Below are 25,844 nucleotides of genomic sequence, written 5' to 3'. Positions count from 1 at the left end.
GACACTCGCTGCGGCTCTCATCGCCATGTATCTCGCCTGCCGTCTGATGAAGATCGCGGACTCGGCAGTCGCCGCCGCTATTTTCTCGGCTGTGATGGTCATGGCCGCGCTGCGAACGAATGCCCCGCTCTGGCAGCGCCCGGTAGCTGGATTGGCCGTTGCCACGCAGCGCGAAGCGATGCGCGCAATGTCTTTCTGATTGCATTGGCCTGCAGCAGATTGCGGCATGGCGTTCTACGCCATCTATCTGGTACGCGCGTACGTTAGCAGCTCGGCTGGGAATGCGGTACGGCCTGCATGCTCTTTGCAGCCGCCTACGGCTATTACCTGAAGCGGCTTTCAAACCCGAACGACCCGCTCGCGCAAACATCATCGCTCGACAGTATGGCGAAATCGCAGGCCTCAGGCGATCTTGAGTTACACCATCGACGCGCTTGTCTGGCGTGATCGCTGCTGTCAAGCTCGCCATCAGGGCGGGGGCGGGGGGGCGGGAAGGCGCGAACCGGCTTTTCCTCGGCGGCGGTTTTCGCCGTGATGTGCATCAGTGTCATCCTGATCAAGTCGAACGCCGCACTGTGCGGGCGCTCCGCCACCTCAACGGCAAGGACACCACTTCGCGCTGACACCGCCGGCAATAAAACGTCGCGCCCGGCATGCACCGCACGCCGGCTGTCGCCGCCGCATTCAGGAGTGGGACGTCCACCTTCCCGGTCGTAAACGGCAAACCGTTCCTGGAATGCTCCCTTCTTTGCCGTCGGCACTGCGGTAATCGCGCGGCCTCGAACCGCCCGCTGCGATGGCCCGTTGCAAGCGCATCCTTGATCGCAGCGACGAGCTTCTTGGCCTTCTTGATACCTCCGCGACGGTTCGCCAGCGTTGCCGCAACACGATCGGGCGATAGCCCAGCCTGAAAACGCCTCAAACCTAGATGCAGCTGTTGCGGCGCCGCCGTGCTGATCCATCAAGAAGGCTTTGAGATTGACCTTCTTGCCCAGCGCGCGCCGCGCAGATATTCGGCTGTCAGTTCAGCGCTCAACGGCTCCGCCCCGAGCTTGCGAAACATGCTCCGGCCGCTCCGCGTGCGGCATCATGACCATGTCCGAACCGCCTGGGATCGTTGTAGATCACCTGCGTCCCATCGGAGAGAGATACAGCACAACATGATCGTGCGCCGGATCAGAAATCGTCTCGTGGATGTAGTCCCCCCGGCCGGTCGATGAAGTCCTTATGGATGGCGGAAAACCGCCCGGTCATGCCCAAGGCATGACGAGATCCTCGCCGCTCGACAGCGTCGCAATCAGATATTTTGCGCGCCGCTCCAGCCCGGCGATGTCTTGCCCCGCCAACCGTTCGCCGAACCGTTCCGGCAGCGGAAAACGCAAATCCGGCCGCCGCGCGCCAATCCGCGCGACCCGGCTTCGACCAGCACCAGCGCCAGCCCCCGCCGCACGGTTTCGACCTCGGGGAGTTCGGGCATAGGGAGATGTCACCTGAAATTGACGATGGATGCGCCGACGATAAGCGCGGCCGCCGCGAGCGGCTATGGTCCCGGATATGGATCAAAGCTCAGAAACCGCAAGCCAGAGCACCGCGTCGTTCGGCTTCCGCACCCATCCGAGGCCGAACGCCAAGGGCTCGTCAACAAGGTCTCGCGTCGGTCGCCGATCGCTGCGACCTGATGAACGACTTGATGTCCGGTGGCCTGCATCGCCTCTGGAAGCGCGAACTCATCACGATGCTCAACGCGCCGCGCAGTGCGACGCCGTTCAAGCTTTTGGACGTTGCCGGCGGCACCGGCGACATTTCCATCCGCTACGCCAAAGATTCGGGGCCGAACGCCACCGCCGTCATTTGCGACATCGGCCCTGGAGATGCTCGACGTCGGCCGCCATGCCATCTCTGACGCAGGGCTTGAAACCGCATCACCTGCGTCGAAGGCAACGCCGAAGAGCTGCCTTTCGAGCGAACGCGAGCTTCGACGCCTATACCGATTGCGTTCGGCATTCGCAGTAATGACCCACATCGACAAGGCGCTTGCCGAAGCCTACCGCGTGCTGAAGCCCGGCGGACGCTTCCTTTTCTGGAATTTTCCGAGTGCCGCGTGCCGCTACTCGATCGCGCCTACGACTTCCACTCATTCGAGGTCATTCCGCGTCTCGGGCAGCTGGCTACGGGCGATTCAGAATCTATCGCTACCTCGTCGAAAGCATCCGCCGCTTCCGAAGCAGGAAGCCTTCGCCGACATGATTCGTAACGCTGGTTTCTCGCGCGTCGCCTATCGCCAATCTGACCGGCGGCATCGCCGCGATCCACGGTGGCTGGAAGATCTGATCGGCCACAGCATGAACTACGTTTTTTGCCCTTCAGCGTAAGTTCAATTGACGCTGGCGGCAGATTACATAGCTTTCCCTCTCGGGGACAAAGAAATGACTTTCTTCCATTCGAGGTGGGACTCATGAAATCGAAGCTATTGATCGGCGTCGCTGCTGCGGCGCTTGTTCGCTCGGCGCCGGCGTCGCCAATGCTGGCTGCATGACGAAGGGTGCGGTCGCCACGTCAACGTCGGCCGATTCGGCGAAATGGTTCGCGATGGAGACGATGGTCCAGAACGTCAGCTGGGGTCTCTGGCCGGGTTTCCTGGCGAACGGCCGGGTCGCCGGTTACAAGGTCGTCAACAAAAGTATCGCTGCAGCCCCAACGGCGGCATGGTCACCTGTCACGGCCGCGCAACGTTCTGCAAGCTATAGATCGAGCTGAGCATTTGCTCCCGAAGTAGCGCCCGCGGCAATCCGCCGGGCGCTATTTTTTTGTCCGCAAGCTGTATGACGTCCTACCCGCGATGGCCCTGGCTGCGGCAGCCATGAATGCCGTCCCGGCTTAACCGTTTTCTACCCTCCGAGCGGCTACACTTGACCCAACGAGGTTGCGGCGCAATGTGCCGGGGCCGAGCGAAACCACGGCCTGCGCCCCCAGAGAATTCAGGACGACGAAATCACCACCATGCCCGGAGCGCTTCTTAACTCCCTACGACTGCGCGCGCGGTTTTTGTGCTCGCGCAATATACGGCGTCCGCTTCGTTCCGAAGGGCATACCGGTACCGCTGCCGCTGAAACTTGCGCGCATCGCCACATTACCGGTGACGCTTGTGGCATCGGCCTTCCGCAAAGGCGAGCCGCCATCCGCCCGCGTCACCTGGCATTGGCGAAGCTCGGCCCGAGCTATGTGAAGCTCGGTCAGTTTCTCGCCACCCGCGCCGACGTCATCCGGACCCGAGCTTTCCGACGATCTGCGCCAACTTCAAGACAAAGCCGAACCGTTCTCGATGGCGGAAGCCCGCGAAGCCGCTGAACGCGCGCTCGGCGGCAAGCTCGAAGATCATTTCATCGAATTCGACCCGTCGCTGCCGCTTCAATCGCCCAGGTCCACAAAGCCTACGTGCTCGACAACGGCGTGAAGAAGGCCGTTGCCGTCAAGATCTGCGGCCGAACATTGAGAAGCGTTTCTATCGCGACCTCGACAGCTATTATTTCGCCGCGCGGATGATCGAACGCATGTATCCGCCCGCGCGCCGCGAAACCAGTTGCCGTCGTCGACAATCTGAAGCCACGACCGACCTTGAGATGGATTTGCGCCTCGAAGCAGCAGCCATCTCCGAGATGGCGTCAAACATCAAAGAGGACGAAGGCTTCCGCGTTCCCGATATTGACTGGAAACGCACGGCCAAACGCGTTCTGACGATCGAATGGATCTGACGGCACGCCGATCGCACGACGCGACGTTCTCAAGGCCAAAGGCTTTGACACTGCCGCTCTCGGCATGACCGTGCTGCGCTCATTTCTTCGTCACGCCATGCGCGACGGATTTTTCACGCCGATATGCATCAGGGGAATTTGTTCGTCGATGCCAACGGCAAGGTCGTCGCCGTCGACTTCGGCATCATGGGCCGCTTGGGTCTGCCCGAGCGCCGCTTCCTTGCAGAAATCCTGCATGGCCTCATCACCCGCGATTACTACCGCGCCGCCGCCATCCACTTCGAAGCGGGCTACGCCCCCGCATCACAGCGTCGAAGAATTCGCCCAGGCGATGCGCGCCATCGGCGAACCGATCCAAGGCCGCACGGCAGAAGAAATTTCGATGGCCGACCTTTGGGCCAGCTCTTCGCCTATACCGAAGTCTTCGACATGCAGACACGTCCGGAGCTGATCCTGCTGCAAAAGCATGGTCATCGTCGAAGGCGTCGCGCGCGATCTCCGATCCAACGTTGAACGTTTGGGTCGCCGCCGAACCGGTGGCGAAGGAATGGATGGAATCCAATCTCTCGCCTCTCGGCCGCTTGCGCGGAGCGGGCCGTGGCGTTGAAACAATCGGCGATGTCTTGATGAAGACTCCGGCGCTTCTGCAAAATGTTGCGCAGGCTATCAACGGCATGTCCCAAATGGCCAATGCCGGACTTCGCCTCGACGATGAAACCGTCGATAAAATCGCATCGCGCTCGCGACGCAGCCGGACAGCCGACATCGCGCTTTGGATCGCAGCCGTCAGCCTAGCGATCATTATGATAAAAATGATCAGCGTATTGTAGGCCAGACAACAGACTTCATTAGCGGCGCAGACATGCGCGCGTTGGCTTGCTTGCGCGGCCCGACAAGATGCGTCCCGTGCGCGATAGCGGCGGCCCGCATTGTCGCCGCGATATAAATGACTTCCCGCAATTTCTGCTTCCGTCACACCGGCATTCTCTGCGTTGGTGCGATGGACTTCGAGGCTGTACGGACACTGAGTTGCGATGGCGACGCCAAGCGCGATCAATTCTTATAGCGTCGTGGAATGGCGCCCGCCGCCATGGCAGCGCGATCGAAGTTTTCAAACGCCGACATCGTCGTCGACGACAGATTTCTTAAATGAGGCAGATCTGAAAGATTGGCGATGTCGTACAGGTAGGTGCTCCCTCCCGCAGGTGTCGTCGAGCGGTTTCGATCTGCCGCCGAGACCGTGACGTTCGCGTCCAGGGTCAAGCAATCCCTCCACTGTCAAATTTGAAGGAGACGAAAATGTCTGAAAGCAGACCGCCGTTCCCACCCTTCACGCGCGAGACCGCCATTCAGAAAGTCCGCGGCGCCGAAGACGGCTGGAATAGCCGCGATCCGCAGAAGGTCGCGCTGGCCTGTTCGGTCGATAGCGTTTGGCGAAACCGCGCCGAGTTTCCAGTCGGCCGTCAGCAGATCATCGAATCTCCTGACGCGGAAGTGGAATCGCGAACTCGATTATCGCCTCATCAAGGAACTCTGGGCATTTACTGGCGATCGCATCGCCGTACGTTTTGCTGGATGAGGATATCGCGATGATAGCAAACCAGCGGTACCGCGCCTACGGCAACGAAAACTGGGAATTCGGCCCCGATGGCCTGATGCACCATCGTTATGCGTGCATCAACGACCTGCGCATTTCAGAGAGCGAGAGGAAATTCCACTGGCCGCTCGGGCGCCGCCCTGACGATCATCCGGGATTGTCGGATCTTGGTCTTTGAGCCGATGAAAAAAAAAGGCGCCCCGAGGGGCGCCTTTTTCTATGCGCTCTGACTGACCGGCTTTGTCGGCGCTCGCCAGATGTAGCTCAAAGAAAATCGCAGCCGCCGTTGCGACATACGCGATGAGCTGCATCCCCGTCGGCCGATCCATGTAACCAACCAGAATGCTCAAGACCCGCCCCGGCCAACTGTCTTCCGACAGAATGGACGAGCTGTCCCAGACCGTCGAATCGAAAGCATTCAACAGGCCAGCATTCGACAGCTGCTTGACCGCAGAGGCTGCAAGCCCCGCAGCCAGCAATGTGATGAGAATGCCGGTAACCGCAAACATCTGCCGGATCGGAATAGCCGCGAGCCCAAAATAAAGCACCATCGACAAGACAGCGCCAAGCAGTAGCCCGATCCCCGATCCGATCAGAAGTTCGAAACCGGTATCCTTGCCCTGCATGACGATGCCGGTCATGAACAGCACGACCTCGCTGCCTTCACGCATGACCGCCACGGCCACGGCCGCGCCGAGCGCAACAGCGATTGCCGTCCGGCAGAAACATCGCTGCCCAGCTGCCGCAACTGCTGCGTCATCTCGCGAGCATGATGCGCCATCCAGGCGACGTGCCACCCGAGCATGACGACCGCAAACAGCAGGATCGCCGCGACAAAAATTTCCTGACCGCGACCATCGAAAGCGTCTGAGATCCGCGAGGCAAACATCGCAACGACGATTGAGCCTGCAATCCCTGAGGACCCCGAGCGATACCGCACCGTTACGGCCATGAACGCCCGCGCGATGCCGCGAGCACCACGCCGATGATCAGGCCCGCTTCGAGAACTTCTCGCGAAAACAATGATGAGAGCCGCAAGCATCGCCGCCTACTCCGCAACGATGTGACCGAGCGCGCTATCCTGGTGAAATTCACCGAAGAACATGTAGGTGCCAGGCTTTAGCGGCTTCACGCGAATGACCGCCGAGCTGTTGCCAGCAATAATCTTCTCGAAGCCGAGGTCGTGGCTTTCGAATTCTTCCGGCGTCGCGTCGAGGTTCTTCACCGTGATCCTGATCGGCTTGCCGATCGGCAGCTTCAGCGCATCCGGCTCGAACTTATGATCTTTGATTGAGATCTCGACCCCGTGCGTATCCTCCGCGTGGGCAGCGACGGCGCCCACCGCGACACCGCCGACGGCGAGAACAGAACCAAGAAGAATGGAAGAAAATGACGAATGACGCACGGCATGTGCGAAACGTGAAATACTCATCTCTGCTCCTAATAGGTCAGGATTCAAGGTCCCGAGATCAGGTCCGCCGTCAACTGAGCGAACGCCACTAGAAGAGTCAAGAACATTGATCTCCGCTTGGGCAGAACCGGTTGGACGGACTGGAGGAAACGCCAAAATTCCCTCATTTTTTCGTCTTGCCATTTTTTGGCCAGGACAGTGCAGTGCATATGCAGCGCGGGAAACGACATTCGCTGGAAGATTTGAGGATCGGCCAATGTATGCCCGCGCGTCTTATTCCGCTGACGAATTTCCCTCGTTCATGACCTCCGAAAGCGATGCCGATTTCGCGTCGCAAGACTTCTACGCCGGTGAACCGGTTTGCCCGCAACCGCCACGACGCCTCGAAATCGTTCCCCATACGTATCTTTTCCTTCTTATCGCCGCCACCGTCGGATGCGCCTTCGCCACCGATGCTGAGACGCGACAAGAATGGACTTCGAAATTTGAACGCATCGCATCGTCATTGGCGACGCCAGAACAAGCGCCCTCAGCGCCATTGCCAACGAAAGAGATCGCATCCGCCGACACGCCAGGCTCGACGCCACTTGCCCCGCCCACTCCCGTTCCGCCGCCTGCGGCGATCGCGCCGCCGAGTCAGCCTCTGCCCGAAGTCACCGTCGCCACTGCGCCAGGCGATACGAACGACGACGAAGCGGATGCAAAAACATCAGCAAAACCGCTTGTATCTGATGCCTATGCCCCGCCGCGGCCATCAAACGATCCGCTACGCAGAAAGGCCGAATCCGCCGGCCTGCACCCTGATCTATCACGTGCGGTTCTCGCACGTCTGACGTCGACGGATTATCGCAACGCGGCTTACGCGATCGGCAAAGCGATAAAAACGGTGCCGAACAACGGCGAGTTCGTCTGGCCGCACAAACGCAAAGCCGGACTGGCGGTCTTCACCGTGCATTTCGTCCAGGGCGCGGGACGCGACTGCCGCCGCTATGTCGTGACGGTGACGAAGGATCGCTGGACATCGACCGCACTCCCGATGGAGAAATGCGGTGTCAAAGTCGCGATCCGTGGCGGCAAAGAAAATGCGATCGAATGATCGCAAAACCGCGCGACTACGGTCCCCTGCAGACCGAATGCGACGCGAAGCTTTTTCTGCAGCGTCGAATCTTTCGATTTATCGCCCGCTTTGCCGCTCTTTGGGCCATCATACGTCGCATAAACAAAATCGCGGACCGTAGGATTGCGATCGTATTGATGGATCGCGGCCGGCACACCGCCTTGCGCTGTCACCAGCAGTCCGTCTTTGACCGATAGAAAATTCGTGTTGTGTCCAGATAGCGTCGCGACCGCTCCGTCGTATGGCATCACGACCGACGACGGCACGAGATTGACACGTGCAATGACATTCGTCGTCGCCTGATCGACGCCCGAGCGCATGTGATGACGCCGGCGAACCATTTGCCCGAGTAAAAGCTTCTCCCCAGCAATACATCACCGTGACGCCGTGCCGTCCCAGAACTGTGCCGCTGCAGATCACTTCGTGATGCTTGATTTGATCGTAGACCGGCAGCCCAAAAGTTCGCCGGATCGCATTGCCGTTCCAGCCGGCGGATTCGAGGAAAAACCTTGCCCTCTTCGAAAAAAATCATCGGGACATCAGGCAGCGCTGCGAAAATATCGCCCTGAAAACGACATCGCGCGTATCCGCCAAAAACACACGTTCGACCTGCCCCGAGAGGCGCTTGCAGCACCGCGACATAATCGGTCACGCGCGCAAAATTCATATGCGGCCGCCCGAGGCTTGATGAAACGTCTTCAAGGACGCAATCGACGCCCTCGGCTTCGAGCGCTTTGCCGAGCTCGGATCGTTGTTGATGACAAGAAGGATTCGGCAGTCGTGAAATTTCCGCGCTGAACGGACAAACGGCCGCAAGTCGGAAATGCTATAGTTGCGCGCAATCCCGAGGATCAGGTTCGTGCCGGTCCCATGCTTCAGCTCGATTTTAGGCAAACGTCTGACAAGCTGAGATCGGGAGCCACTGCGCATAAAGCTTCGACCAGATGTATTGCAGCATATCTCGTGACGCCCCGAATTTCGCAGGCGCCCCGAGACACCGCATATTTCATTCTTGCTAAGCGAATTTTAGTCGGAGTATCCGCACCGGAAAAGCGAAAGTCGAATTGCCCAAAAGCATATTCGTTGGATTGGGCGTGATTAGTTTCAGAGCCCAAACGCAAAAACGCGCCGCTGGCACAAGGCACAGCGGCGCGTTCTTAAATCGATAGAGGGCACTGATTGACTTCGTTTTTCAAGAATTCACATGACGTCTCTGCAGACCCGGCAACGACCTACTCTCCCGCGTCTTAAGACGAAGTACCATCGGCGCAGGGGCGTTTCACGGCCGAGTTCGGAATGGGATCGGTGCAGCCACCCCGCCATAATCACCAGGTCGGCGGAGACGTCGTATGACTGTTTCTGGTCTATTTTCTGAGCCCTACGCTCATCGTTTGGCGCTCGTGAGAGCGCGCCATTGCCGAATTTCGCTTCGCGATTTCAGGCAAACGATGAGCATTGCTGAGAGCAATCAAGCCAATCGAGTTATTAGTACCGGTAAGCTACACGCCTTGCAGCGCTTCCACACCCGGCCTATCAACGTGGTGGTCTTCCACGACTCTCGAGGGAGAACTCGTTTTGAGGTGGGTTTCCGCTTAGATGCCTTCAGCGGTTATCCCTTCCACATAGCTAGCTACCCTGCTGTGCCGTTGGCACGACAACAGGTCCACCAGAGGTGTGTCCAACCCGGTCCTCTCGTACTAAGGTCAGATCCTCTCAATTCTCCTACACCTACGGCAGATAGGACCGAACTGTCTCGCGACGTTCTGAACCCAGCTCACGTACCACTTTAAATGGCGAACAGCCATACCCTTGGGACCTGCTCCAGCCCCAGGATGTGATGAGCCGACATCGAGGTGCCAAACGACGCCGTCGATATGGACTCTTGGGCGTCATCAGCCTGTTATCCCGGCGTACCTTTTATCCGTTGAGCGATGGCCCTCTCACAAAGAACCACCGGATCACTATGGCCGTCTTTCGACTCTGCTCGACTTGTCAGTCTTGCAGTCAGGCGGGCTTATGCCATTGCACTCGACGGTTGATTTCCGACCAACCTGAGCCACCTTCGCACGCCTCCGTTACGATTTAGAGGCGACCGCCCCAGTCAAACTGCCCACCATGCGCTGTCCCGGATCCGGATAACGGACCGCGGTTAGACAACCATAATCACTAGGGTGGTATTTCACATTTCGGCTCCACCCGAGCTAGCGCCCAGGTTTCATAGCCTACCACCTATCCTACACAAGCAGTCACGATTGCCAGTGCAAAGTTGCAGTAAAGGTGCACGGGGTCTTTCCGTCTAACCGCAGGAACCCCGCATCTTCACGGGGGAATTCAATTTCTGAGTGTGTGTGCTGGAGACAGTGGGGGGAAGTCGTTACGCCATTCGTGCAGGTCGGAACTTACCCGACAAGGAATTTCGCTACCTTAGGACCGTTATAGTTACGGCCGCCGTTTACTGGGGCTTCGATTCAAGGCGTGAACCTCTCCTCTTAACCTTCCAGCACCGGGCAGGCGTCAGGCCATATACGTCGTCGTTGGACTTAGCATAGCCCTGTGTTTTGGTAAACAGTCGCCACCCCCATAGTTTGTGCCCTACCCCTCCGGTTGCCCGAAGAGATAGCCTGCTTCTCCCGAAGTTACGCAGGTAATTTGCCGAGTTCCTTCAGCACACTTCGCTCAAGCTCCTTGGTATTCTCTACCAGTCCACCCTGTGTCGGTTTCGGGTACGGTCTATGTGGGGGCTATTTCCAGGGACACATTCGCTGCCTCGGCAATCCAATAAGCCTCAACAACTTGCTGCATCCGTCACACACCCACTGGCCCACGAATATTAACGTGGTTCCCATCGACTACGGCTTTCGCCCTCGCCTTAGGGGCCGGCTAACCCTGCGCAGATTAACTTTACGCAGGAACCCCTTGACTTTCGGAGGAAGTGTTTCTCACACTTCTTTCGTTACTCATGTCTGCATTCGCACTTCCGATACCTCCAGGAGCCCTCACGGGTCTCCCTTCACAGGCTCACGGAACGCTCCGCTACCGCGTACATTGCTGTACACCCGCGTCTTCGGTACACTGCTTTAGCCCCGTTACATTTTCGGCGCATGAACCCTTGTTTAGACCAGTGAGCTGTTACGCTTTCTTTAAATGATGGCTGCTTCTAAGCCAACATCCTGGTTGTTATGGGGTTCGCACATCCTTTCACACTTAGCAGTGATTTGGGGACCTTAGACGGCGATCAGGGTTGTTTCCCTCTTCACGACGGACGTTAGCACCCGCCGTGTGTCTCCCGGATAGTACTTCGAGGTATTCGGAGTTTACTTAGGTTTGGTAACCTGTAGGGCCCCTAGCCCATGTAGTGCTCTACCCCTCGAGTATTCGTCCGAGGCTCTACCTAAATAGATTTCGCGGAGAACCAGCTATTTCCTGCCTTGATTGGCCTTTCACCCCTATCCACAGTTCATCCGAGGCTTTTTCAACAGACACCGGTTCGGTCCTCCAGTGGGTGTTACCCCACTTTCAACCTGACCATGGATAGATCGACAGGTTTCGGGTCTAATCCGACGAACTGAACGCCCTGTTCAGACTCGCTTTCGCTACGCCTACAGCTATCGCCTTAAGCTTGCTCGTCAGACCAAGTCGCAGACCCATTATACAAAAGGTACGTCGTCACCCTTGCGGGCTCCGACTGTTTGTAGGCATCCGGTTTCAGGTACTATTTCACTCCCCTCGTCGGGGTGCTTTTCACCTTTCCCTCACGGTACTGGTGCACTATCGGTCGGTAAGGAGTACTTAGGCTTGGAGGGTGATCCCCCCATGTTCAAACAGGATTGCACGTGTCCCGTTCTACTCGAGGATAAAGCTCTGCATTACCTGTACGGGGCTGTCACCCGCTGAGGCCCAACTTTCCAGATGGTTCCAGTTGTCATTGCCTTATCACTGGCCTAGTCCGCTTTCGCTCGCCACTACTCGCGGAGTCTCGGTTGATGTCCTTTCCTCCAGGTACTGAGATGTTTCAGTTCCCTGGGTTTGCTTTTAACCCCTATGTATTCAGGGCTAAATACCTTCTTGTGACACCCTGAAATCCGAACCCATTTGCATGGGTGCGAATTTCAAGATGTCGAAGGTGGGTTTCCCCATTCGGAAATCTTCGGATCAACGGCTGTTCGCGCCTTCCCGAAGCATATCGCAGCGTACCACGTCCTTCATCGCCTCTTACCGCCAAGGCATCCACCAGATGCCCTTAAGTCACTTGATCGCTCTCATTTGCAATGCTCACCAGGCGGCGGACCATCACTATTCCCTCGGCAAAGAAGGAGTGACAAATCCGAGCCCTTTGTATTGTGCGCATTGCCCAGAAAGACCAGGTTCGCATCACGCTCGCCACACACCGAAGTGCGCGGTTCGCATGAACGAACCAGAAGTCAATCAGACTAAACCCGAACAAGCTGCTGAAGGCAGCAAGATCTGTGCAGATAGCGCGGGGTACGCGCCTCAGGCATTAGTCCCTCTATACGATGTCAATTAGTGTTCAATCGCTCGAGCCAAGCTCAGAGCGAAACCTTTGTCTCTTCAAACATCACGAATGCATCAGCAGGTCCGCGCTGGCGGCCAGCTCCGCGAAGCGGAGTCGCCAGCACCATAAGAAATGGTGGAGCCAGACGGGATCGAACCGACGACCTCATGCTTGCAAAGCACGCGCTCTCCCAGCTGAGCTATGGCCCCAATCCCGGTGTCACGACACTTCCAAATCATCCGACCCAACACTTAGCTCAAGTCGAGGAAAGTGGTGGGCCTGGGAAGATTTGAACTTCCGACCTCACGCTTATCAAGCGCGCGCTCTAACCAACTGAGCTACAGGCCCGACTACGACGCGGACACTCAGAAAGTATCTTTACGCGCCGCGCTTATTAGCGTGCATTCGTGTGTGAAGAAAGAGAAACGAAGACGGCGGAATCCCGCGTTTTATTTCAAAGGACCAGATCGACTCGAAACTGGCCCCGTTATCTAATGAGAGGTTTGAAGCGTCCCCGATCCGAAGATTGGTTGACTTAACAAAGCTCATCCTTAGAAAGGAGGTGATCCAGCCGCAGGTTCCCCTACGGCTACCTTGTTACGACTTCACCCCAGTCGCTGACCTTACCGTGGCCGGCTGCCTCCTTGCGGTTAGCGCACCGTTTTAGGGTAAGACCAACTCCCATGGTGTGACGGGCGGTGTGTACAAGGCCCGGGAACGTATTCACCGCGCCATGCTGATGCGCGATTACTAGCGATTCCGACTTCATGAGGTCGAGTTGCAGACCTCAATCTGAACTGAGACGGCTTTTTGCGATTAGCGCCCTATTGCTAGGTGGCTGCGCATTGTCACCGCCATTGTAGCACGTGTGCAGCCCAGCCCGTAAGGGCCATGATGACTTGACGTCATCCCCACCTTCCTCCGGCTTATCACCGGCAGTCCCACTAGAGTGCCCAACTTAATGATGGCAACTAATGGCGAGGGTTGCGCTCGTTGCGGGACTTAACCCAACATCTCACGACACGAGCTGACGACAGCCATGCAGCACCTGTCCCACTGCCCATTGCTGGGACTCCCGGATCTCTCCAGGCGATCAGTGAATGTCAAGAGCTGGTAAGGTTCTTCGCGTTGCGTCGAATTAAACCACATGCTCCACCGCTTGTGCGGCCCCCGTCAATTCCTTTGAGTTTTAACCTTGCGGCCGTACTCCCCAGGCGGGATGCTTAATGCGTTAGCTGCGCCACCGAATAGCAAGCTATCCGACGGCTAGCATCCATCGTTTACGGCGTGGACTACCAGGGTATCTAATCCTGTTTGCTCCCCACGCTTTCGCACCTCAGTGTCAGTACCGATCCAGTGGGCCGCCTTCGCCACCGGTGTTCTTCCTAATATCTACGAATTTCACCTCTACACTAGAATTCCACCCACCTCTATCGGACTCAAGACTTGCAGTATCAAAGGCAGTTCCGAGGTTGAGCCCCGGGATTTCACCCCTGACTTACAAATCCACCTACGTGCGCTTTACGCCCAGTGATTCCGAACAACGCTAGTCCCCTTCGTATTACCGCGGCTGCTGGCACGAAGTTAGCCGGGACTTATTCTCCGGGTACCGTCATTATCGTCCCCGGCAAAAGAGCTTTACAACCCTAAGGCCTTCATCACTCACGCGGCATGGCTTGATCAGGCTTGCGCCCATTGTCCAATATTCCCCACTGCTGCCTCCCGTAGGAGTCTGGGCCGTGTCTCAGTCCCAGTGTGGCTGGTCGTTCTCTCAAACCAGCTAAGGATCGTCGCCTTGGTGAGCCATTACCTCACCAACTAGCTAATCCTACGCGGGCCCATCCTATAGCGATAAATCTTTCCCCTCTCGGGCGTATACGGTATTACTCCAAGTTTCCCTGGGCTATTCCGTACTATAGGGAAGGTTCCCACGTGTTACTCACCCGTCTGCCACTCCCCTTGCGGGGCGTTCGACTTGCATGTGTTAGGCCGCCGCCAGCGTTCGTTCTGAGCCAGGATCAAACTCTCAAGTTGAAAGATTTGATTCTGGTTTTTTGGCTTGGAAGTTAATCCGAGGAATCTTCACGTAACGGGCACCTTCACATCATGATGCTTACTTCAGTTTCCCGAAGCACTCATCACGGTGATGGCTATTGAAACGCAGAGTTCTCCAGAGTCTGTTGTGACGATCAGTCTTTCGACCGAAAGTCCGCCAGGACCCCGCCGCCTGCGTTTCCCTTCCTTCAAATTCAATTGTCAAAGAGCAAAAGTCGAATTTCGAGAACACCAACCCGTCCGGCGGCAAACCGCCGGATTTTTTCGAGACGACTAGGTTCCTACCGGTTAATCCCGGTTGGGAACCTCAGAGTTTCGAGAGTTGAATGCCCTGCGAGGGCGGCGAGGCCGTGTGGCCCGCCAACGAGGCTGTTTAAACAACATCCCGGTCCGGGTGTCAACGGCCATTTCAAAAAAGTTCGCGAATTATGCCTCGATTCCGCGTCAGAAATAAAACACAACAAAATCAATCAGATAAGCGAGGGCGCGCCCCCATCATGCCTGTGGATAACTCTAAGGGGGCCTTTCTGCCCCCTGCCTTGACCCCGCCCCGATTGTTTTAGAACCTCAATCAACGTCGTTTACCGTGTCCCGGAACCGCGAAAATCGTCCCGTGACCCGGTCACACCGTTCTTTTTGACGTTCAACTCGGCCGCGACGCGTATTTTCGGATGCGCCGGACGCCGAATGGCGGCAAGCTTTGGCGCCTTGAACGCCGTTAGAGATCGCTTTGCAGGGCTGTGGGGGGGCTGCTGCACGTGCTTCAAAGTCGAAAAAAGGCTCCGGCCACCAAGGAGGTCACTACTATTGTGACCGAGGAAGAGATCACTCTCTTCCCGACAAACGCCTATGGCGGGCGCGGCGGCAGCTTTTTTCAGCAGATCTACGAAGCCGAGACGAATTCCGAGCCGAGGGCAGGCGGCCGCTTCCGCTGGATCTTGAGCACGTGCCTGGCCGCCATCGGCGCCATTGCCATTCTCATCGTAGTTTACGGCTCCTCCGACAGCGATCATCTGAACGACGGGCTGCTGCCGACCCTGAAAAGCATCGGCGAAGGCGCGCTCGTTCCCCAGGTCGCCATGACGCCGAAAAATGCCGACGGACTGAAGTGGGTCATGCCGAAATCGGACCGCCTGCAGCCGACGACCGGCGCTCTCTCGACCCGCTACATCATCCACGAGTCCTCCAAGAGCCGTCGCGACAGTCGCGAATACGTTCGCCAGAAGCCTTATGCCCGCATCGTTGCGCGCCTTGCTCCGGTACCCGCCGACCAGCGGGACAAAATCCCCGCCTTCAATCCTTTCAAGCTCTACGGCAGCAGTCAGCCATCCGAGCCCGACGCCGATGAAAGCGCCGGCAGCGGACTATCGAAGTCCGACGTCTCTTCGAAAGTCGTCGAACTGCTCGGCGGGATACTGCCGCAAGAAGACGGCCAAGAGCTTGATACGCAGGAAGTGCAAGATATCATTGAGCGTAGCGCGACAGGCGACACCGCCGGCTACACCGGTGACGGTTCCGGCGCGCCGCTTGACGGTGGTGGGGCTAGCTCCGCCTTCCGACGCCGACTCCGGCTGGCAGCCGAAAGCCTCGACGACGGACAACCTGAACACGACCGACATCTACAAATCGGCAGAGGCCCCCGATGAGCCGACCGACGACTTCGAAGGCGGCAAGGTCATCGTCGTCACTGTCGGCCCCAAGGACACCTTGGCCAAAATTCTCGCCAAGGCTGGCGCGCCCGAATGGGACGTTCACAGCATGATCGAGGCCGGACACAGCATCTTCTCCGAAAATGCATTGGTTCCCGGTCAGGAAGTCCGCATCACGCTGGTTCCTTCGCTCTCCGATCCCAACAAGATGGAGCCGGCGCGCTATTCGATCTTTTCCGACGGCCACGATCATCTCGTAACCGTCAGCCGCAGCGCCGCCGGCGAATTCGTTGGTTCATCGAAACCGCCCTTCGACGAAGAACTCCAGCACGCAGCCAACGGCGACGATGATCCTCAGAGCGCGACGCTATACGCCGCCGTCTACAATGCGGCGCTCATGCAGAATATTCCGCAGGCGACCATTCAGAAGATCTTGAGCGTCAACGCCTTCGATACCGACTTCCGCCGCCGCGTCCGTCCGGGCGACACGCTCGAGATGTTTTTCGACATGAAAGACGATCAATCCCCCCGATGGGCCGCCGGGCGAGTTGCTCTATACGGCGCTATCGAGCGGCGGGTCGGTCTATAAATTCTATCGCTTCCGTTCGTCGGACGGCGTGGTCGATTACTACGACGACACCGGCAACGACTCGAAAAATTCCTCATCCGCAAGCCCGTCCGCGGTGAAGACGTGCGCCTCACGTCCGGTTTCGGCATCCGCTTCCATCCGCTGCTGAACACGCGAAAGATGCACACCGGCGTCGACTGGGCCTGCGCCATCGGCACCCCCATCATCGCCGCTGGCAACGGCACGATCGAAGAGGAAGGACGCAAGGGCTACTACGGCAATTACATCCGCATCCGTCACGCCAACGGCTACCAGACGGCCTATGCACATATGAGCCGGTTCGGAAAATTCCATGTCGGCGACAAAGTCCGGCAAGGCCAAGTCATTGGCTTCGTCGGCTCGACGGGCCTGTCGACCGGCGCCCACGTGCACTTCGAGGTGCTCGTCAACAATCGCTTCGTCGATCCGATGTCGATCCAGGTGCCGCGCGAGCGCAAGCTCGAAGGCAAGGACCTCGCCGAATTCCAGAAAGAGCGCGCCAGGGTCGAAGAACTGATGCGCCGCGCTCCCGTCATGACGGCCAATAAATAGCGCCTTGCGAAACCTCAGATCGGTCGCGCACGCGAGCGAAGCTTACTTGCCAGAGTCCGCCGCGCCTCCAATCAAATTCTATCGAAATTCTCGCGTATCGACGCGTCGAACGCGTGCATACGCCTGCCGGGAAAATGAAAGCCGTATGCCATCGTGCGACAGAGCGCTCGGCTAAAAACGCGATGACAGGGGATCGCACGATAGAAATTCGCATTTCGGCACGGAATTCCCGGCGTATTTTCTCATTCGCACTTTCATGTCGCTTGCGCCGCTTGCCGGTATGCCGAAATTCGACCAGGTCTCAGCCTCGCCCTTCCCCTTTTTCCCAGTGAGAGGATCACGCCATGTCGGAGACAGTCACCACTAAGGACGGTGTAACCATCTATTTCAAAGATTGGGGCCCGAAAGACGCCCAGCCCATCGTGTTCCATCACGGCTGGCCGCTGTCTGCCGATGACTGGGACGCACAGATGCTGTTCTTCCTGTCGAAGGGCTATCGCGTCATTGCCCACGACCGCCGCGGCCACGGCCGCTCGTCGCAGGTCAGCGAAGGCCATGACATGGACCATTATGCTGCCGACGCTGCAGCTATCACTGAACACCTCGATCTGAGAAACGCCGTCCATATCGGCCATTCCACCGGCGGCGGCGAGGTTGCCCGTTACGTCGCGAAGTACGGTGAGCCGCAAGGCCGTGTCGCCAAAGCTGTTCTCGTCAGTGCCGTTCCGCCGCTGATGGTCAAAACGGACGCCAACCCCGGCGGAACGCCGATCGAAGTCTTTGACGGATTCCGCTCCGCGCTCGCTGCCAACCGCGCACAATTTTTTCTCGATGTGGCGTCAGGCCCCTTCTACGGCTTTAACCGCAGCGGCGCGAAAATCTCGCAAGCCGTGATCGAGAACTGGTGGCGCCAGGGCATGATGGGCAGCGCCAAGGCTCACTATGAAGGTATCAAGGCGTTTTCTGAAACCGATCAGACTGAAGATCTGAAGGCGATCACCGTCCCCACACTCATTCTTCAGGGCGACGATGATCAGGTTGTCCCCTACGCCGATGCTAGCCTCCTGCAGGCGAAGCTGCTGAAGAACAACACGCTCAAGGTCTATCCGGGCTTTCCGCACGGCATGCTGACCACCCATGCCGACGTCATCAATCCGGATCTGCTCGCGTTCGTGAAGAGCTGAGCACAAGCATTCAGCGATCGGCAAACCGAGCGTTGCCGATCGCTGCATTCATGCGGAACCATTTGTGCAGGTTCCGGATTCTCATTACGTGGCGAGCGATCAAAGCCCGAATCGCAAATGATGCTATAGAATGAAAATCAATTCCGTCCGCGGGGACGACAACGAGGGAGCAGATCATGAAGACGTTTGCAGGATGTCTTATCCTGGCCGCCGGCATCATCGTCGCGCCGGTTGCCGCCAGCGCTCACGAACGCGTAACGGACGCCGCACTTGGCGGTCTCGCCGGAGCCGTCGTTTTCGGACCGGTCGGCCTCGTGGCAGGCGGCGTCATCGGCTACACCGCGGGCCCAAAGATCGCCTGCAAGATCGGCGCGAAACGCTGCTACCGCCACCGTGCGCGGTACCGTCGAGACCGCGCACGCGATTAGGCTGACGTTCATTGATACGAACATAAGAAAAGACGGGTGGCTTAATTGCTTCCCGTCTTTTTCTTTGTGTCGCTCGCAAGGAACTTAATGATCAGCGCACGCTGCTTGGCATCTCCAAGGCCGCTGAAGATCGCGCCCATGTTGTTGCCTGGAACGACAGCGTTCGGATTCGTGATCCACTGATCGAGATTTTTCTCGTTCCAAACGATGCCGGAGTCCTTAAGAGACTCCGAATAGCCAAACCCAGGTACACTGCCGGCCTTGCGCCCGACCACGCCATAGAGCGTCGGTCCGATGCGATTGTCGCCCTTGTCGAATGCGTGACATTCGCGGCAATGACCGTTGAAAGCGAGTTCGGGATCCTCGTCGTCGGCGTGGGCGACGACAGAAGCTGTTGTGCCGACCAAAACGATACCCACGGCCAAAGCCGAAAGGACGATGGCGGAATGAAGTGAGCGGGGGAGATACGGATGTTTTTTCATGTGCTCAAGAACTCGATCCTTAAAGTTTCAGTTCCGGCTTGCCGCCTTACAAATTGGACAGCCCACTTCTCAACGCAAAGGCTACTGACCTTCGACAACGCCCAAGCGACAGTCGACACTCAGAATAGATATTGATGAATATTCCGGTTCCCACTCCGTACGAATACCATAGATCGTGAAAATATCATTCAGCCAACTCCGCAAGGCATGGCCCTAGGACACAGCGCAATTCAGCCCCGACTTCGACATTGAGGAAATTGTATTAGATGGACATCCGGCGAAACGGCTCGCGACCGAACAACCGCGGTTCCTCAGAGTACTTCACCGGCGACGTCAACATCGAGCCGCTTGTGCAGGCGACGGCGCCCGCTCGTGTTGCATGCGCCATTGTCACGTTCTCGCCGGGCGCCCGAACAGCGTGGCACACCCATCCGCTGGGACAGACCCTTATCGTCACCGCAGGTCGCGGCTGGGTGCAGCGCGACGGCGAACCACCCGCAGACATTCATCCCGGCGACGTCGTCTGGTTCCCGCCCGGTGAGAAGCACTGGCACGGCGCCGCAGCCACCAGCAGCATGGTGCACATCGCCATTCAAGAGTCAGTAGACGGTAAAACCGTCGATTGGCTTGAACAGGTCGGGGACGACCAATATCCGCCCGATTGAATTGCCCTTTTTTAAATATGTCCGCAGAAACGGCATTTACTTTCGACAATTGAATTGACGAACAAGGAAAATTGGCACCCAAAATTAACGCTGGGATGAGACCACCCATGGGGAGATCATCGCCGCATTCTAAACTGGCTGGCGACGGGGAAATCAGGCGCGCAACCTTGGAGACACGCAGATGTCGTTTCGATTCTTTGCCTACCCATTTCTGGCGTTGATGCTCGTCGCCGGCGTTGCAGAGGGACAAACGAGCGACGCTGCGCAGGCTGCGTTCAAAAAGCTTGATGATTACCTGCAAAGCAATCCCATGGATTTCGAGACGAAGTTCAACGCCACCTCCGACGGCAACGAGCTTTATCATGGCACCGGCCATTTTATCCTTCGTCAGCCGACCGCATTGCGCGCCGACATCTCGCTCAACGCCAACACCTACGTCGTCATTTCAGACGGCACCGTGCTGACGATCTACGATCCCCAACAGAAGAAATATTCGCAGAACGCGGCTCCGGGCTCGCTTTCAGCGGCGTTCGGATTCTTCGCCGGCGAGCTCGGTATCGACTCTCAAGTCCTGAATTTCATGGGCGTCGTGCACGAGGCCGTCAGCGGCAACGACGGCACGACGATCAAGGCCGCCGGCAACGAGTCCATCGACGGCAAGTCTTGCGACAAGTTCACGGTCACCGGAGCATCCGGAGACGACACTTGGCAGGTCTGGATAGAACAAGGCGACAAGCCGCTTTTCTGCAAGCTCGTCTATCACAGTGTCGACGGCCCGGCGCAAACGAACATGTTCCACTGGAACGCCGCCCCGAAGATTTCGCCGGACACCTTCACATTCACGGCTCCGGCCGGCAGTACCAAGGTCGATGTCGGCGATCTCAACATGGTCTCGCCGTAACGACTGCAAATCGGCGGCCGGCGCTGCGCGCCGCCGGCCGCCCTGCAAATTTCACTTTCTACTCCCTTAACTCACATGGCGTTGCGCAATTCGACCCGCCGGTCGAGCTGCATCAGGTCATCGCGCGAGAACTTCGAGCGGTCGATGCCTATGAATGGCTGCGCCGCTCCTTCTGGGATCAGTTTCAGCTCTCCGTCATAGCCGCCGTTACGCAAGTACGCTGCAACCGTATCGAGCCGCTTGCGTGACAGATCCATGTTGTATTCGGCCGTCCCGCGCTCATCCGCGTGCCCAGTGAGCGAAATGGATTTGAACTTCTTCAACTGCACATAATCGAGCAGAAGTTTTGCCGTCTTCTCGCCGTCGGACGTCAGCGTCGCTTCGTCGAAAATGAAGGTCATCGGAACGGGTATCGTCGCCGACTGGGGATGCTCGGAACTTGCGACCTCGGGCGGCGTCGACGCCAATGCCTGAACCTCCGGCACGGCGCCGCTGTTCTGCGATGCCGGAGGAGACGCGGTCGCCGTTGCCGTCACCGCACTTCCAGTCTGCGCTTGCGCAGCAGCCTCCTCGCGCGCCGATGCGACAACGTTCTCGAAATTCTTCAGCAGAGCGACGGACGGTGACGTCCCGCGCTGAGCTGCATCGCTCACCGCTGTCTGAGGCGGAAGCGCCGCCGCCGGTTTGGCGTGAGAGCCATTATCCTCGGCCGACGTTTCACTTGCGATCTTGAATGAGCCGCTCCGCAGGCTGAACTTCGGATCGGGGCCTGCAAACTTGTGATCCGTTGCGAGCGACCAGTCGCCGTTGTCATTCGCCTTGGCTGTCGCCACCGCGACATCGCCTTCAAACACCGTGACCGAGCTACCCGGAGCGGCACGCCCCGCGAAAACCGAAGTCGCACCCGACGTCGAGACCTCCGGCAAGATCAAGCTTCACGCCATCGCCGGCCGATCCTTCGCTGCTCTTGTTCTTCTCTTTACCGTCCGGTTCGTTGCCAGCATGCTGCGAAGCTGACGAGCCGGTATCGGCCTCGGCCTTTGATCCAGCTGCTGGAGCATTGGCGACCGAAGCAGGTGCCGCCGCCTCGGGAGCCGATTTGTGAGCCTCGAAAACCTCGTCAACAGGCAGCCGGAAATGGAAGACTTGCGCCAAGGCGAAAGCCCCCGCGGACAGACACAGAAAAACGATCAATAAAACCCATCGGCGCATTGCAGGCCTCTCACAACGCGAAAGCGCGCATTTTCATACTCTATTAGGGCCTTTGCAAGGATCTGACGACATTACGCGGCAATCCTTCCCTCGCCGCTTTGGCCGAGCCCTAGTAACAAACGTGGCGCATTCACCGAAGTTGGCATGACTTCCGACAGTCACAGTGCGTTTGCCCATCCAAGACTAGGAACTATGGCTCCAACGAGGAGAGATTGATGAAACCAAAAATACGTTCCGTAGCCCTCTCATCATTCTTCGCCGTCACGGCTCTTTTGTCCTCTCATATCGCCATCGCCGACGACAGCAAGAACTTCGTCTGGACGGACGGGTTAACCACCCGCCTAGAGGCTCTGGCGTTGCTCGAAACACTCAATTCCGAACTTCTGAGCCACGATAGCGCCACGCTCACTCTGGATCGTTGGTGCGAAGATCACAGGCTTGCATCATCCCCGGCGCGTATCATCGCCGAGTTCGTCCACGGTGCCGACAAGCCTCTCTCCGCCGAACAACGCCAAATCCTTGGCATCAGTCCATCAGAGCCGATCCGATATCGTCAGGTCCGCCTGAGCTGCGGCGGCCATGTCCTCTCCGAGGCTGACAATTGGTATGTGCCGAGTCGCCTTACCCCAGAGATCAATCATATGCTCGACACGAGCGACATCGCATTCGGTCGCGCTGCACAGTCGCTCAAGTTTCGACGGCACACGCTCTCCGCGAAGCTTCTCTGGTCGCCCTTGCCGCACAATTGGGAGATGACCGGCATCCCAACGAAGCCGCAAGACGGAGTTCCGCTCGTTGTTCCACACCATGTGCTTCAGCACGTCGCCGTGCTGACGCTTCCCGATGGCCGAGCGATCAGCCAGGTCGTCGAAACCTACACAGAGGAAGTGCTCGACTTCCCGCAGCCAATCGCAAAGCCCTGACCAACTTGGAACAGCTCAGCGAGAGCAATGCGAGCAAAGCATCACATTTCCTCTCTTCTGTTCGAGGTGAGACTTTGCCGCGTTTTATCAAAACTTGTTTCACATCGACACGAACGTAGCGATCACATGCACTCCGCACGCACGGAGATGAATCGCCGCATTCGCATTGCTGTCTAATGCCTGTCTAATCCGAGTGCGATGCGTACGCTGCGCGAAACGCTGGCTCTCGAACACGCGATGGCTCATTAGACACCGAGCTCTAAATTTCGTGCGGCAGCTCGGGGAGCAATTTAACAGCGGGGTTGTTTCGGATTTGAAAAAAAGCCCTTCCCAACGAGCAATCTGATGCGAGAGGGGACGCCTCCTCGACATCGCGTCCCGTTCGCCACGCAAACAACTTTCAAGCGTTGCGCTGGCTTGCCGCAACGTCCGTCATCCTGGCTCACTCATACGGGCTGCGTGATCTTCAGGGCGTCTATACGCACCTCACAGGCCTGGACCTCGGATGGTCCGCAGTCGTGATGTTCTTCACGATAAGCGGCTATCTGATCAGCGCGTCTGCGCAACGGCGGTCCGCTCTAGAATTCTGGCAAGCACGCTTTTTGCGGATCTTTCCCGGTCTGATTGTCTGCACGCTGGTGACCGCGATCATCATATCCGCCTTTTCAACGCTGAGTTTCAGCCAATTCATCACTGACAGACAAACGCTTCGCTACATCTTCGGTTCGGGCACATTGCTCTCGACTGAATATTCGCTTCCCGGAGCATTCCAGGATCACGCCGTCACATATGCAAACGGTTCGCTGTGGACGCTGCGATATGAGGTTGCGAGCTACCTCCTCGTTTTCGTGCTCTTCGTAGTGTCTTATCGCACAGGCATAAGCTACGCAGGCGCGATTATAACCACCGGCCTCGCGTGCGCTCTTGGCTACGGAGTGCCAACCGCGCTCGGTCACACGATGCCGGTGCAGGCGACCAATTTCCTCACCCTCTTCGTCCCATTTGCAATCGGCGGGTGGTTTCAGGCCACCAAACGAAGCGGCCCCAAACTGCCTTGGGTGGCAGTGGCGATAGCGCTTGCGGCGGCTTTGGCGCACACGCCGACATACACGATCTTTGCGGCAGCCGCGATTTCGCTGCTCACGTTGTGGCTCGCCTTCCGCCCGGCGCGCGTGCTGACAAGGCTGGATGTTCTTCCGGACTATTCGTACGGAATTTACATTTACGCCTATCCCATTCAGCAAATCACCATCCAGCTCCTCCCTGGCTGGCATCCGCTGGCGCAAGCGCTCGTCGCATTTCTGCTCACCCTCGTGCCGGCTTCGCTGTCATGGCACTTCATCGAGAAGCCGGCCATGGCGCTGAAGTCCATTCGGCTTTTTCCTATCGCGAGAGATACCGTCTTATGAAATTTCCGATTCAAAAAGTCTGGCGCACCGGGCTGGTCGTGATCGCCTGCCTCTCGGCCTCGCCTGCAATTGCAGACAGCAACGCGGCGTGGATGACCGGCGTCAATCTGTCGGGCGCGGAACTCAACGCCAAGAAGAGCCGGATCAATTTCGACTACGTTTTCCCGACGATCAAAGAGATCGAATATTTCCGCGCCAAGGGCTTTCGCTATTTCCGGCTGCCGGTGCTGATGCAGAGACTGTTCCAATTCGAAGGCGGCGTTCCCAGTCCGACGCCGACGGCAGACTGGAAGCAATTCGTCGCGTTGATCGACAAGGTCGCCAGCGTCGACGCGGTGATCATCGTCGACTTCCATCAGTTCGGCCGAACGCAATCCGGCCTCATCGGACGCGACGCCGCGGCGACGCAAGAGTTCGTCGCGGCATGGGCTGAGACGGCGAAGCGCCTCAAAGATAAGCCCAACGTTATCTTCAATCTCATGAACGAGCCGCACGAGCAGACGGCGGAGGAGTGGCTTCCGGCCGCCAACGCCGCGATTGCCGCCATCCGCCAGGCCGGCGCCAAGCAACTGCTGCTGGTGCCGGGCTCCTACTGGACCGGCGCGCATTCGTGGACCACGACCCCTAACGCGCGCATCATGACCGGCGTCGTCGATCCGGAGAACAACTTCGCCTATGACGTTCATCAATATCTCGACTCCAACAGTTCCGGCACGTCGCCGGACGCCGTCCCCGGATCGGGAAGCGAACGGCTCAAGGCCTTCACCGAATGGGCCCGCCAAAATCACGCGCACGGCTTTCTTGGCGAATTTGGTTTTTCGTCCGCCGAGCCAGCTTCATGCGCGAGGGCGCCGCGCTGATCAAGTATATGTCCGACAACCGGGACGTCTGGATCGGATGGACGTATTGGGCGGCGGCCCCTGGTGGGGCGATTACATGTATTCGGTCGAACCCAAAAACGGCACTGACCGCCCTCAACTTGACGTCCTGGTGCAGGGCAACAAATAGCCCCGCCTGTTTGGTTGCGTCGGTGGCGATCATTGACGTCTCAACTCGCCTCAATTCGACTGAACGGCATTAATCCCGAGTTCAGGATAACGGCGGGAAACTGGCGATGACGTGCGCAAAATAATCAATATCGCACGTCCCAACGGAGATTTTGCCATGATGAAGCTTTTCGCGCCTCTACTCGGTCTTGCTGCACTTATCGCCATCGATCTGTCATATGCCGCCACGCCCGCTGCTGCCCTTGGTGGCTGCGGTCCGAACCGCCATCGCAGCAGCGTCACCGGCCGCTGCATCTGGGGCGGCCAAAACCAGGATGGTGCAAACGGCATACCGGCTTTAGGGCCGTCCGCACGCCCAGCGGCAGAATGGTTTGCGTAAG

Annotated in this window: 27 protein-coding genes, 2 tRNA genes, 3 rRNA genes and 4 pseudogenes; 20 read left to right on the top strand and 16 right to left on the bottom strand. The window is 58.0% G+C overall.

The genetic code is table 11. From position 1 onward, the window contains the following. Nucleotides 1-25: 25 nt before the first annotated feature. Both ACFXS9_RS00805 and ACFXS9_RS00800 read left to right on the top strand, forming a co-directional pair. A complete protein-coding gene (locus tag ACFXS9_RS00805) occupies nt 26-199 on the top strand; it encodes a hypothetical protein (RefSeq protein WP_392684047.1) in 174 nt (57 codons plus the stop codon). Nucleotides 200-297: 98 nt separating this feature from the next. Next, nucleotides 298-447 carry a hypothetical protein gene (locus tag ACFXS9_RS00800; protein ID WP_392684045.1) on the top strand — a complete coding sequence of 50 codons (150 nt, stop codon included), beginning with the start codon at nt 298-300 and terminating at the stop codon, nt 445-447. A gap of 803 nt (nt 448-1,250) precedes the next feature. Here the strand turns inward: ACFXS9_RS00800 and ACFXS9_RS00795 are convergent. Further along, entirely contained in the window at nt 1,251-1,490 is a 240-nt protein-coding gene (locus ACFXS9_RS00795) for a DNA-formamidopyrimidine glycosylase family protein (RefSeq protein WP_392684043.1), read from the bottom strand. Between ACFXS9_RS00795 and ACFXS9_RS00790 the strand changes: the two are divergent. From ACFXS9_RS00790 to ACFXS9_RS00780, 3 genes and pseudogenes are all read left to right on the top strand, one after another. Further along, nucleotides 1,484-2,254: pseudogene (locus ACFXS9_RS00790) on the top strand (class I SAM-dependent methyltransferase). The gene ACFXS9_RS00795 and the pseudogene ACFXS9_RS00790 sit on opposite strands and share 7 nt — an antisense overlap. Continuing rightward, nucleotides 2,178-2,372, top strand: a complete 195-nt coding sequence (locus ACFXS9_RS00785) for a hypothetical protein (protein ID WP_392684072.1) — start codon at nt 2,178-2,180, stop codon at nt 2,370-2,372. Before ACFXS9_RS00790 ends, ACFXS9_RS00785 begins: the two are co-directional and overlap by 77 nt. 160 nt (nt 2,373-2,532) lie before the next feature. Continuing rightward, entirely contained in the window at nt 2,533-2,757 is a 225-nt protein-coding gene (locus ACFXS9_RS00780; protein WP_392684042.1) for a hypothetical protein, read from the top strand. 502 nt (nt 2,758-3,259) lie between these two features. Here the strand turns inward: ACFXS9_RS00780 and ACFXS9_RS00775 are convergent. Continuing rightward, entirely contained in the window at nt 3,260-3,412 is a 153-nt protein-coding gene (locus tag ACFXS9_RS00775; RefSeq protein ID WP_392684040.1) for a hypothetical protein, read from the bottom strand. A 23-nt stretch (nt 3,413-3,435) separates the two neighbouring features. Between ACFXS9_RS00775 and ACFXS9_RS00770 the strand changes: the two are divergent. Both ACFXS9_RS00770 and ACFXS9_RS00765 read left to right on the top strand, forming a co-directional pair. After that, nucleotides 3,436-4,265, top strand: a pseudogene (locus ACFXS9_RS00770) (AarF/UbiB family protein). Next, complete coding sequence (locus tag ACFXS9_RS00765; RefSeq protein ID WP_392684078.1) at nt 4,262-4,582, top strand: hypothetical protein; 321 nt, start codon at nt 4,262-4,264, stop codon at nt 4,580-4,582. The pseudogene ACFXS9_RS00770 and the gene ACFXS9_RS00765 overlap by 4 nt, the downstream one beginning before the upstream one ends. A gap of 173 nt (nt 4,583-4,755) precedes the next feature. Here ACFXS9_RS00765 and ACFXS9_RS00760 read toward each other — a convergent pair. Both ACFXS9_RS00760 and ACFXS9_RS00755 read right to left on the bottom strand, forming a co-directional pair. After that, a pseudogene (locus tag ACFXS9_RS00760) lies at nt 4,756-4,809 on the bottom strand (carboxymuconolactone decarboxylase family protein); the annotation flags it as partial. Next, nucleotides 4,806-5,015, bottom strand: a complete 210-nt coding sequence (locus ACFXS9_RS00755; protein ID WP_392684037.1) for a hypothetical protein — start codon at nt 5,013-5,015, stop codon at nt 4,806-4,808. The gene ACFXS9_RS00755 and the pseudogene ACFXS9_RS00760, both read right to left, overlap by 4 nt. Before the next feature lie 36 nt (nt 5,016-5,051). Between ACFXS9_RS00755 and ACFXS9_RS00750 the strand changes: the two are divergent. Continuing rightward, a pseudogene (locus ACFXS9_RS00750) lies at nt 5,052-5,527 on the top strand (DUF1348 family protein). Here ACFXS9_RS00750 and ACFXS9_RS00745 read toward each other — a convergent pair. After that, on the bottom strand, nt 5,430-6,035 hold the full coding sequence (locus ACFXS9_RS00745; protein WP_392684035.1) for an FTR1 family protein: 606 nt from the start codon (nt 6,033-6,035) through the stop codon (nt 5,430-5,432). The pseudogene ACFXS9_RS00750 and the gene ACFXS9_RS00745 sit on opposite strands and share 98 nt — an antisense overlap. A 362-nt stretch (nt 6,036-6,397) precedes the next feature. Continuing rightward, complete coding sequence (locus ACFXS9_RS00740) at nt 6,398-6,781, bottom strand: cupredoxin domain-containing protein (protein ID WP_392684069.1); 384 nt, start codon at nt 6,779-6,781, stop codon at nt 6,398-6,400. A 235-nt stretch (nt 6,782-7,016) separates the two neighbouring features. On the opposite strand from ACFXS9_RS00740, the gene ACFXS9_RS00735 reads away from it, so the two are divergent. After that, nucleotides 7,017-7,856, top strand: a complete 840-nt coding sequence (locus ACFXS9_RS00735; protein WP_392684032.1) for a hypothetical protein — start codon at nt 7,017-7,019, stop codon at nt 7,854-7,856. Here ACFXS9_RS00735 and ACFXS9_RS00730 read toward each other — a convergent pair. Further along, nucleotides 7,748-8,197, bottom strand: a complete 450-nt coding sequence (locus tag ACFXS9_RS00730) for a hypothetical protein (RefSeq protein WP_392684030.1) — start codon at nt 8,195-8,197, stop codon at nt 7,748-7,750. The genes ACFXS9_RS00735 and ACFXS9_RS00730 overlap by 109 nt on opposite strands. A gap of 106 nt (nt 8,198-8,303) precedes the next feature. On the opposite strand from ACFXS9_RS00730, the gene ACFXS9_RS00725 reads away from it, so the two are divergent. Next, complete coding sequence (locus ACFXS9_RS00725; protein WP_392684027.1) at nt 8,304-8,675, top strand: hypothetical protein; 372 nt, start codon at nt 8,304-8,306, stop codon at nt 8,673-8,675. A gap of 421 nt (nt 8,676-9,096) precedes the next feature. Here ACFXS9_RS00725 and rrf read toward each other — a convergent pair. The 5 genes from rrf to ACFXS9_RS00700 form a co-directional block, all read right to left on the bottom strand. Beyond that, nucleotides 9,097-9,210: ribosomal RNA gene (gene rrf, locus ACFXS9_RS00720) — 5S ribosomal RNA — on the bottom strand. 131 nt (nt 9,211-9,341) lie between these two features. Next, nucleotides 9,342-12,132, bottom strand: a 23S ribosomal RNA gene (locus tag ACFXS9_RS00715). Between the two features lie 391 nt (nt 12,133-12,523). Next, nucleotides 12,524-12,599: transfer RNA gene (locus ACFXS9_RS00710), tRNA-Ala, on the bottom strand. Between the two features lie 62 nt (nt 12,600-12,661). Next, nucleotides 12,662-12,738 (bottom strand) — tRNA-Ile (locus ACFXS9_RS00705). Between the two features lie 207 nt (nt 12,739-12,945). Beyond that, nucleotides 12,946-14,424: ribosomal RNA gene (locus tag ACFXS9_RS00700) — 16S ribosomal RNA — on the bottom strand. The 16S, 23S and 5S rRNA genes sit together here with 2 tRNA genes alongside, the layout of an rRNA operon. Nucleotides 14,425-15,254: 830 nt before the next feature. Between ACFXS9_RS00700 and ACFXS9_RS00695 the strand changes: the two genes are divergently transcribed. The 5 genes from ACFXS9_RS00695 to ACFXS9_RS00675 all read left to right on the top strand — a co-directional run bounded on the left by ACFXS9_RS00695 (nt 15,255) and on the right by ACFXS9_RS00675 (nt 18,865). After that, nucleotides 15,255-16,091, top strand: coding sequence for a hypothetical protein (locus ACFXS9_RS00695; protein ID WP_392684024.1), 837 nt, complete (start codon nt 15,255-15,257; stop codon nt 16,089-16,091). Beyond that, nucleotides 15,982-16,683 (top strand): hypothetical protein, encoded by a 702-nt coding sequence (locus ACFXS9_RS00690; protein WP_392684021.1) that lies wholly within the window; start codon nt 15,982-15,984, stop codon nt 16,681-16,683. Before ACFXS9_RS00695 ends, ACFXS9_RS00690 begins: the two co-directional genes overlap by 110 nt. A gap of 102 nt (nt 16,684-16,785) precedes the next feature. Continuing rightward, a complete protein-coding gene (locus ACFXS9_RS00685) occupies nt 16,786-17,253 on the top strand; it encodes a M23 family metallopeptidase (RefSeq protein ID WP_392684018.1) in 468 nt (155 codons plus the stop codon). 344 nt (nt 17,254-17,597) lie between these two features. Then, complete coding sequence (locus ACFXS9_RS00680) at nt 17,598-18,437, top strand: alpha/beta fold hydrolase (RefSeq protein WP_392684014.1); 840 nt, start codon at nt 17,598-17,600, stop codon at nt 18,435-18,437. A 176-nt stretch (nt 18,438-18,613) separates the two neighbouring features. Further along, nucleotides 18,614-18,865, top strand: coding sequence for a hypothetical protein (locus ACFXS9_RS00675; RefSeq protein WP_392684011.1), 252 nt, complete (start codon nt 18,614-18,616; stop codon nt 18,863-18,865). Nucleotides 18,866-18,906: 41 nt separating this feature from the next. Here ACFXS9_RS00675 and ACFXS9_RS00670 read toward each other — a convergent pair whose 3' ends face one another. Then, complete coding sequence (locus tag ACFXS9_RS00670; protein WP_392684008.1) at nt 18,907-19,347, bottom strand: c-type cytochrome; 441 nt, start codon at nt 19,345-19,347, stop codon at nt 18,907-18,909. 266 nt (nt 19,348-19,613) lie between these two features. Between ACFXS9_RS00670 and ACFXS9_RS00665 the strand changes: the two genes are divergently transcribed. Beyond that, nucleotides 19,614-20,012, top strand: coding sequence for a cupin domain-containing protein (locus tag ACFXS9_RS00665; protein WP_392684005.1), 399 nt, complete (start codon nt 19,614-19,616; stop codon nt 20,010-20,012). A gap of 181 nt (nt 20,013-20,193) precedes the next feature. Continuing rightward, nucleotides 20,194-20,913: a DUF2092 domain-containing protein gene (locus ACFXS9_RS00660; RefSeq protein WP_392684002.1), complete on the top strand. Its 720-nt coding sequence runs from the start codon at nt 20,194-20,196 to the stop codon at nt 20,911-20,913. Between the two features lie 71 nt (nt 20,914-20,984). On the opposite strand, the gene ACFXS9_RS00655 is transcribed toward ACFXS9_RS00660, so the two are convergent. Then, on the bottom strand, nt 20,985-21,767 hold the full coding sequence (locus ACFXS9_RS00655; protein WP_392684000.1) for an OmpA family protein: 783 nt from the start codon (nt 21,765-21,767) through the stop codon (nt 20,985-20,987). Nucleotides 21,768-21,777: 10 nt separating this feature from the next. Further along, on the bottom strand, nt 21,778-22,125 hold the full coding sequence (locus ACFXS9_RS00650) for a hypothetical protein (protein WP_392683997.1): 348 nt from the start codon (nt 22,123-22,125) through the stop codon (nt 21,778-21,780). Between the two features lie 215 nt (nt 22,126-22,340). Between ACFXS9_RS00650 and ACFXS9_RS00645 the strand changes: the two genes are divergently transcribed. From ACFXS9_RS00645 to ACFXS9_RS00635, 3 genes are all read left to right on the top strand, one after another. After that, nucleotides 22,341-23,048 (top strand): hypothetical protein, encoded by a 708-nt coding sequence (locus ACFXS9_RS00645; RefSeq protein WP_392683994.1) that lies wholly within the window; start codon nt 22,341-22,343, stop codon nt 23,046-23,048. Nucleotides 23,049-23,455: 407 nt separating this feature from the next. Beyond that, entirely contained in the window at nt 23,456-24,457 is a 1,002-nt protein-coding gene (locus ACFXS9_RS00640; RefSeq protein WP_392683991.1) for an acyltransferase family protein, read from the top strand. Continuing rightward, nucleotides 24,454-25,317 (top strand): glycoside hydrolase family 5 protein, encoded by an 864-nt coding sequence (locus tag ACFXS9_RS00635; RefSeq protein WP_392683988.1) that lies wholly within the window; start codon nt 24,454-24,456, stop codon nt 25,315-25,317. The genes ACFXS9_RS00640 and ACFXS9_RS00635 overlap by 4 nt, the downstream gene beginning before the upstream one ends. Nucleotides 25,318-25,515: 198 nt before the next feature. Here ACFXS9_RS00635 and ACFXS9_RS00630 read toward each other — a convergent pair. Further along, on the bottom strand, nt 25,516-25,844 hold a 329-nt coding region (locus tag ACFXS9_RS00630; RefSeq protein WP_392683986.1), incomplete at its 5' end, for a hypothetical protein.

It is taken from the genome of Bradyrhizobium sp. RDI18 (genome assembly GCF_043203335.1).
In the GTDB taxonomy this organism is placed as follows: domain Bacteria; phylum Pseudomonadota; class Alphaproteobacteria; order Rhizobiales; family Xanthobacteraceae; genus Bradyrhizobium; species Bradyrhizobium retamae.
This window is presented reverse-complemented; position numbering and strand designations above follow the sequence as displayed.

What these genes read in the sequence shown, in the direction of transcription:
- ACFXS9_RS00805 (WP_392684047.1), top strand. Translation starts at nt 26, where the DNA reads ATGTATCTCGCCTGCCGTCTGATGAAGATCGCGGACTCGGCAGTCGCC.
- ACFXS9_RS00800 (WP_392684045.1), top strand. Translation starts at nt 298, where the DNA reads ATGCTCTTTGCAGCCGCCTACGGCTATTACCTGAAGCGGCTTTCAAAC.
- ACFXS9_RS00780 (WP_392684042.1), top strand. Translation starts at nt 2,533, where the DNA reads ATGACGAAGGGTGCGGTCGCCACGTCAACGTCGGCCGATTCGGCGAAA.
- ACFXS9_RS00740 (WP_392684069.1), bottom strand. Translation starts at nt 6,781, where the DNA reads ATGAGTATTTCACGTTTCGCACATGCCGTGCGTCATTCGTCATTTTCT.
- ACFXS9_RS00735 (WP_392684032.1), top strand. Translation starts at nt 7,017, where the DNA reads ATGTATGCCCGCGCGTCTTATTCCGCTGACGAATTTCCCTCGTTCATG.
- ACFXS9_RS00730 (WP_392684030.1), bottom strand. Translation starts at nt 8,197, where the DNA reads ATGCGCTCGGGCGTCGATCAGGCGACGACGAATGTCATTGCACGTGTC.
- ACFXS9_RS00725 (WP_392684027.1), top strand. Translation starts at nt 8,304, where the DNA reads ATGCTTGATTTGATCGTAGACCGGCAGCCCAAAAGTTCGCCGGATCGC.
- ACFXS9_RS00680 (WP_392684014.1), top strand. Translation starts at nt 17,598, where the DNA reads ATGTCGGAGACAGTCACCACTAAGGACGGTGTAACCATCTATTTCAAA.
- ACFXS9_RS00675 (WP_392684011.1), top strand. Translation starts at nt 18,614, where the DNA reads ATGAAGACGTTTGCAGGATGTCTTATCCTGGCCGCCGGCATCATCGTC.
- ACFXS9_RS00670 (WP_392684008.1), bottom strand. Translation starts at nt 19,347, where the DNA reads ATGAAAAAACATCCGTATCTCCCCCGCTCACTTCATTCCGCCATCGTC.
- ACFXS9_RS00665 (WP_392684005.1), top strand. Translation starts at nt 19,614, where the DNA reads ATGGACATCCGGCGAAACGGCTCGCGACCGAACAACCGCGGTTCCTCA.
- ACFXS9_RS00660 (WP_392684002.1), top strand. Translation starts at nt 20,194, where the DNA reads ATGTCGTTTCGATTCTTTGCCTACCCATTTCTGGCGTTGATGCTCGTC.
- ACFXS9_RS00650 (WP_392683997.1), bottom strand. Translation starts at nt 22,125, where the DNA reads ATGCGCCGATGGGTTTTATTGATCGTTTTTCTGTGTCTGTCCGCGGGG.
- ACFXS9_RS00645 (WP_392683994.1), top strand. Translation starts at nt 22,341, where the DNA reads ATGAAACCAAAAATACGTTCCGTAGCCCTCTCATCATTCTTCGCCGTC.
- ACFXS9_RS00635 (WP_392683988.1), top strand. Translation starts at nt 24,454, where the DNA reads ATGAAATTTCCGATTCAAAAAGTCTGGCGCACCGGGCTGGTCGTGATC.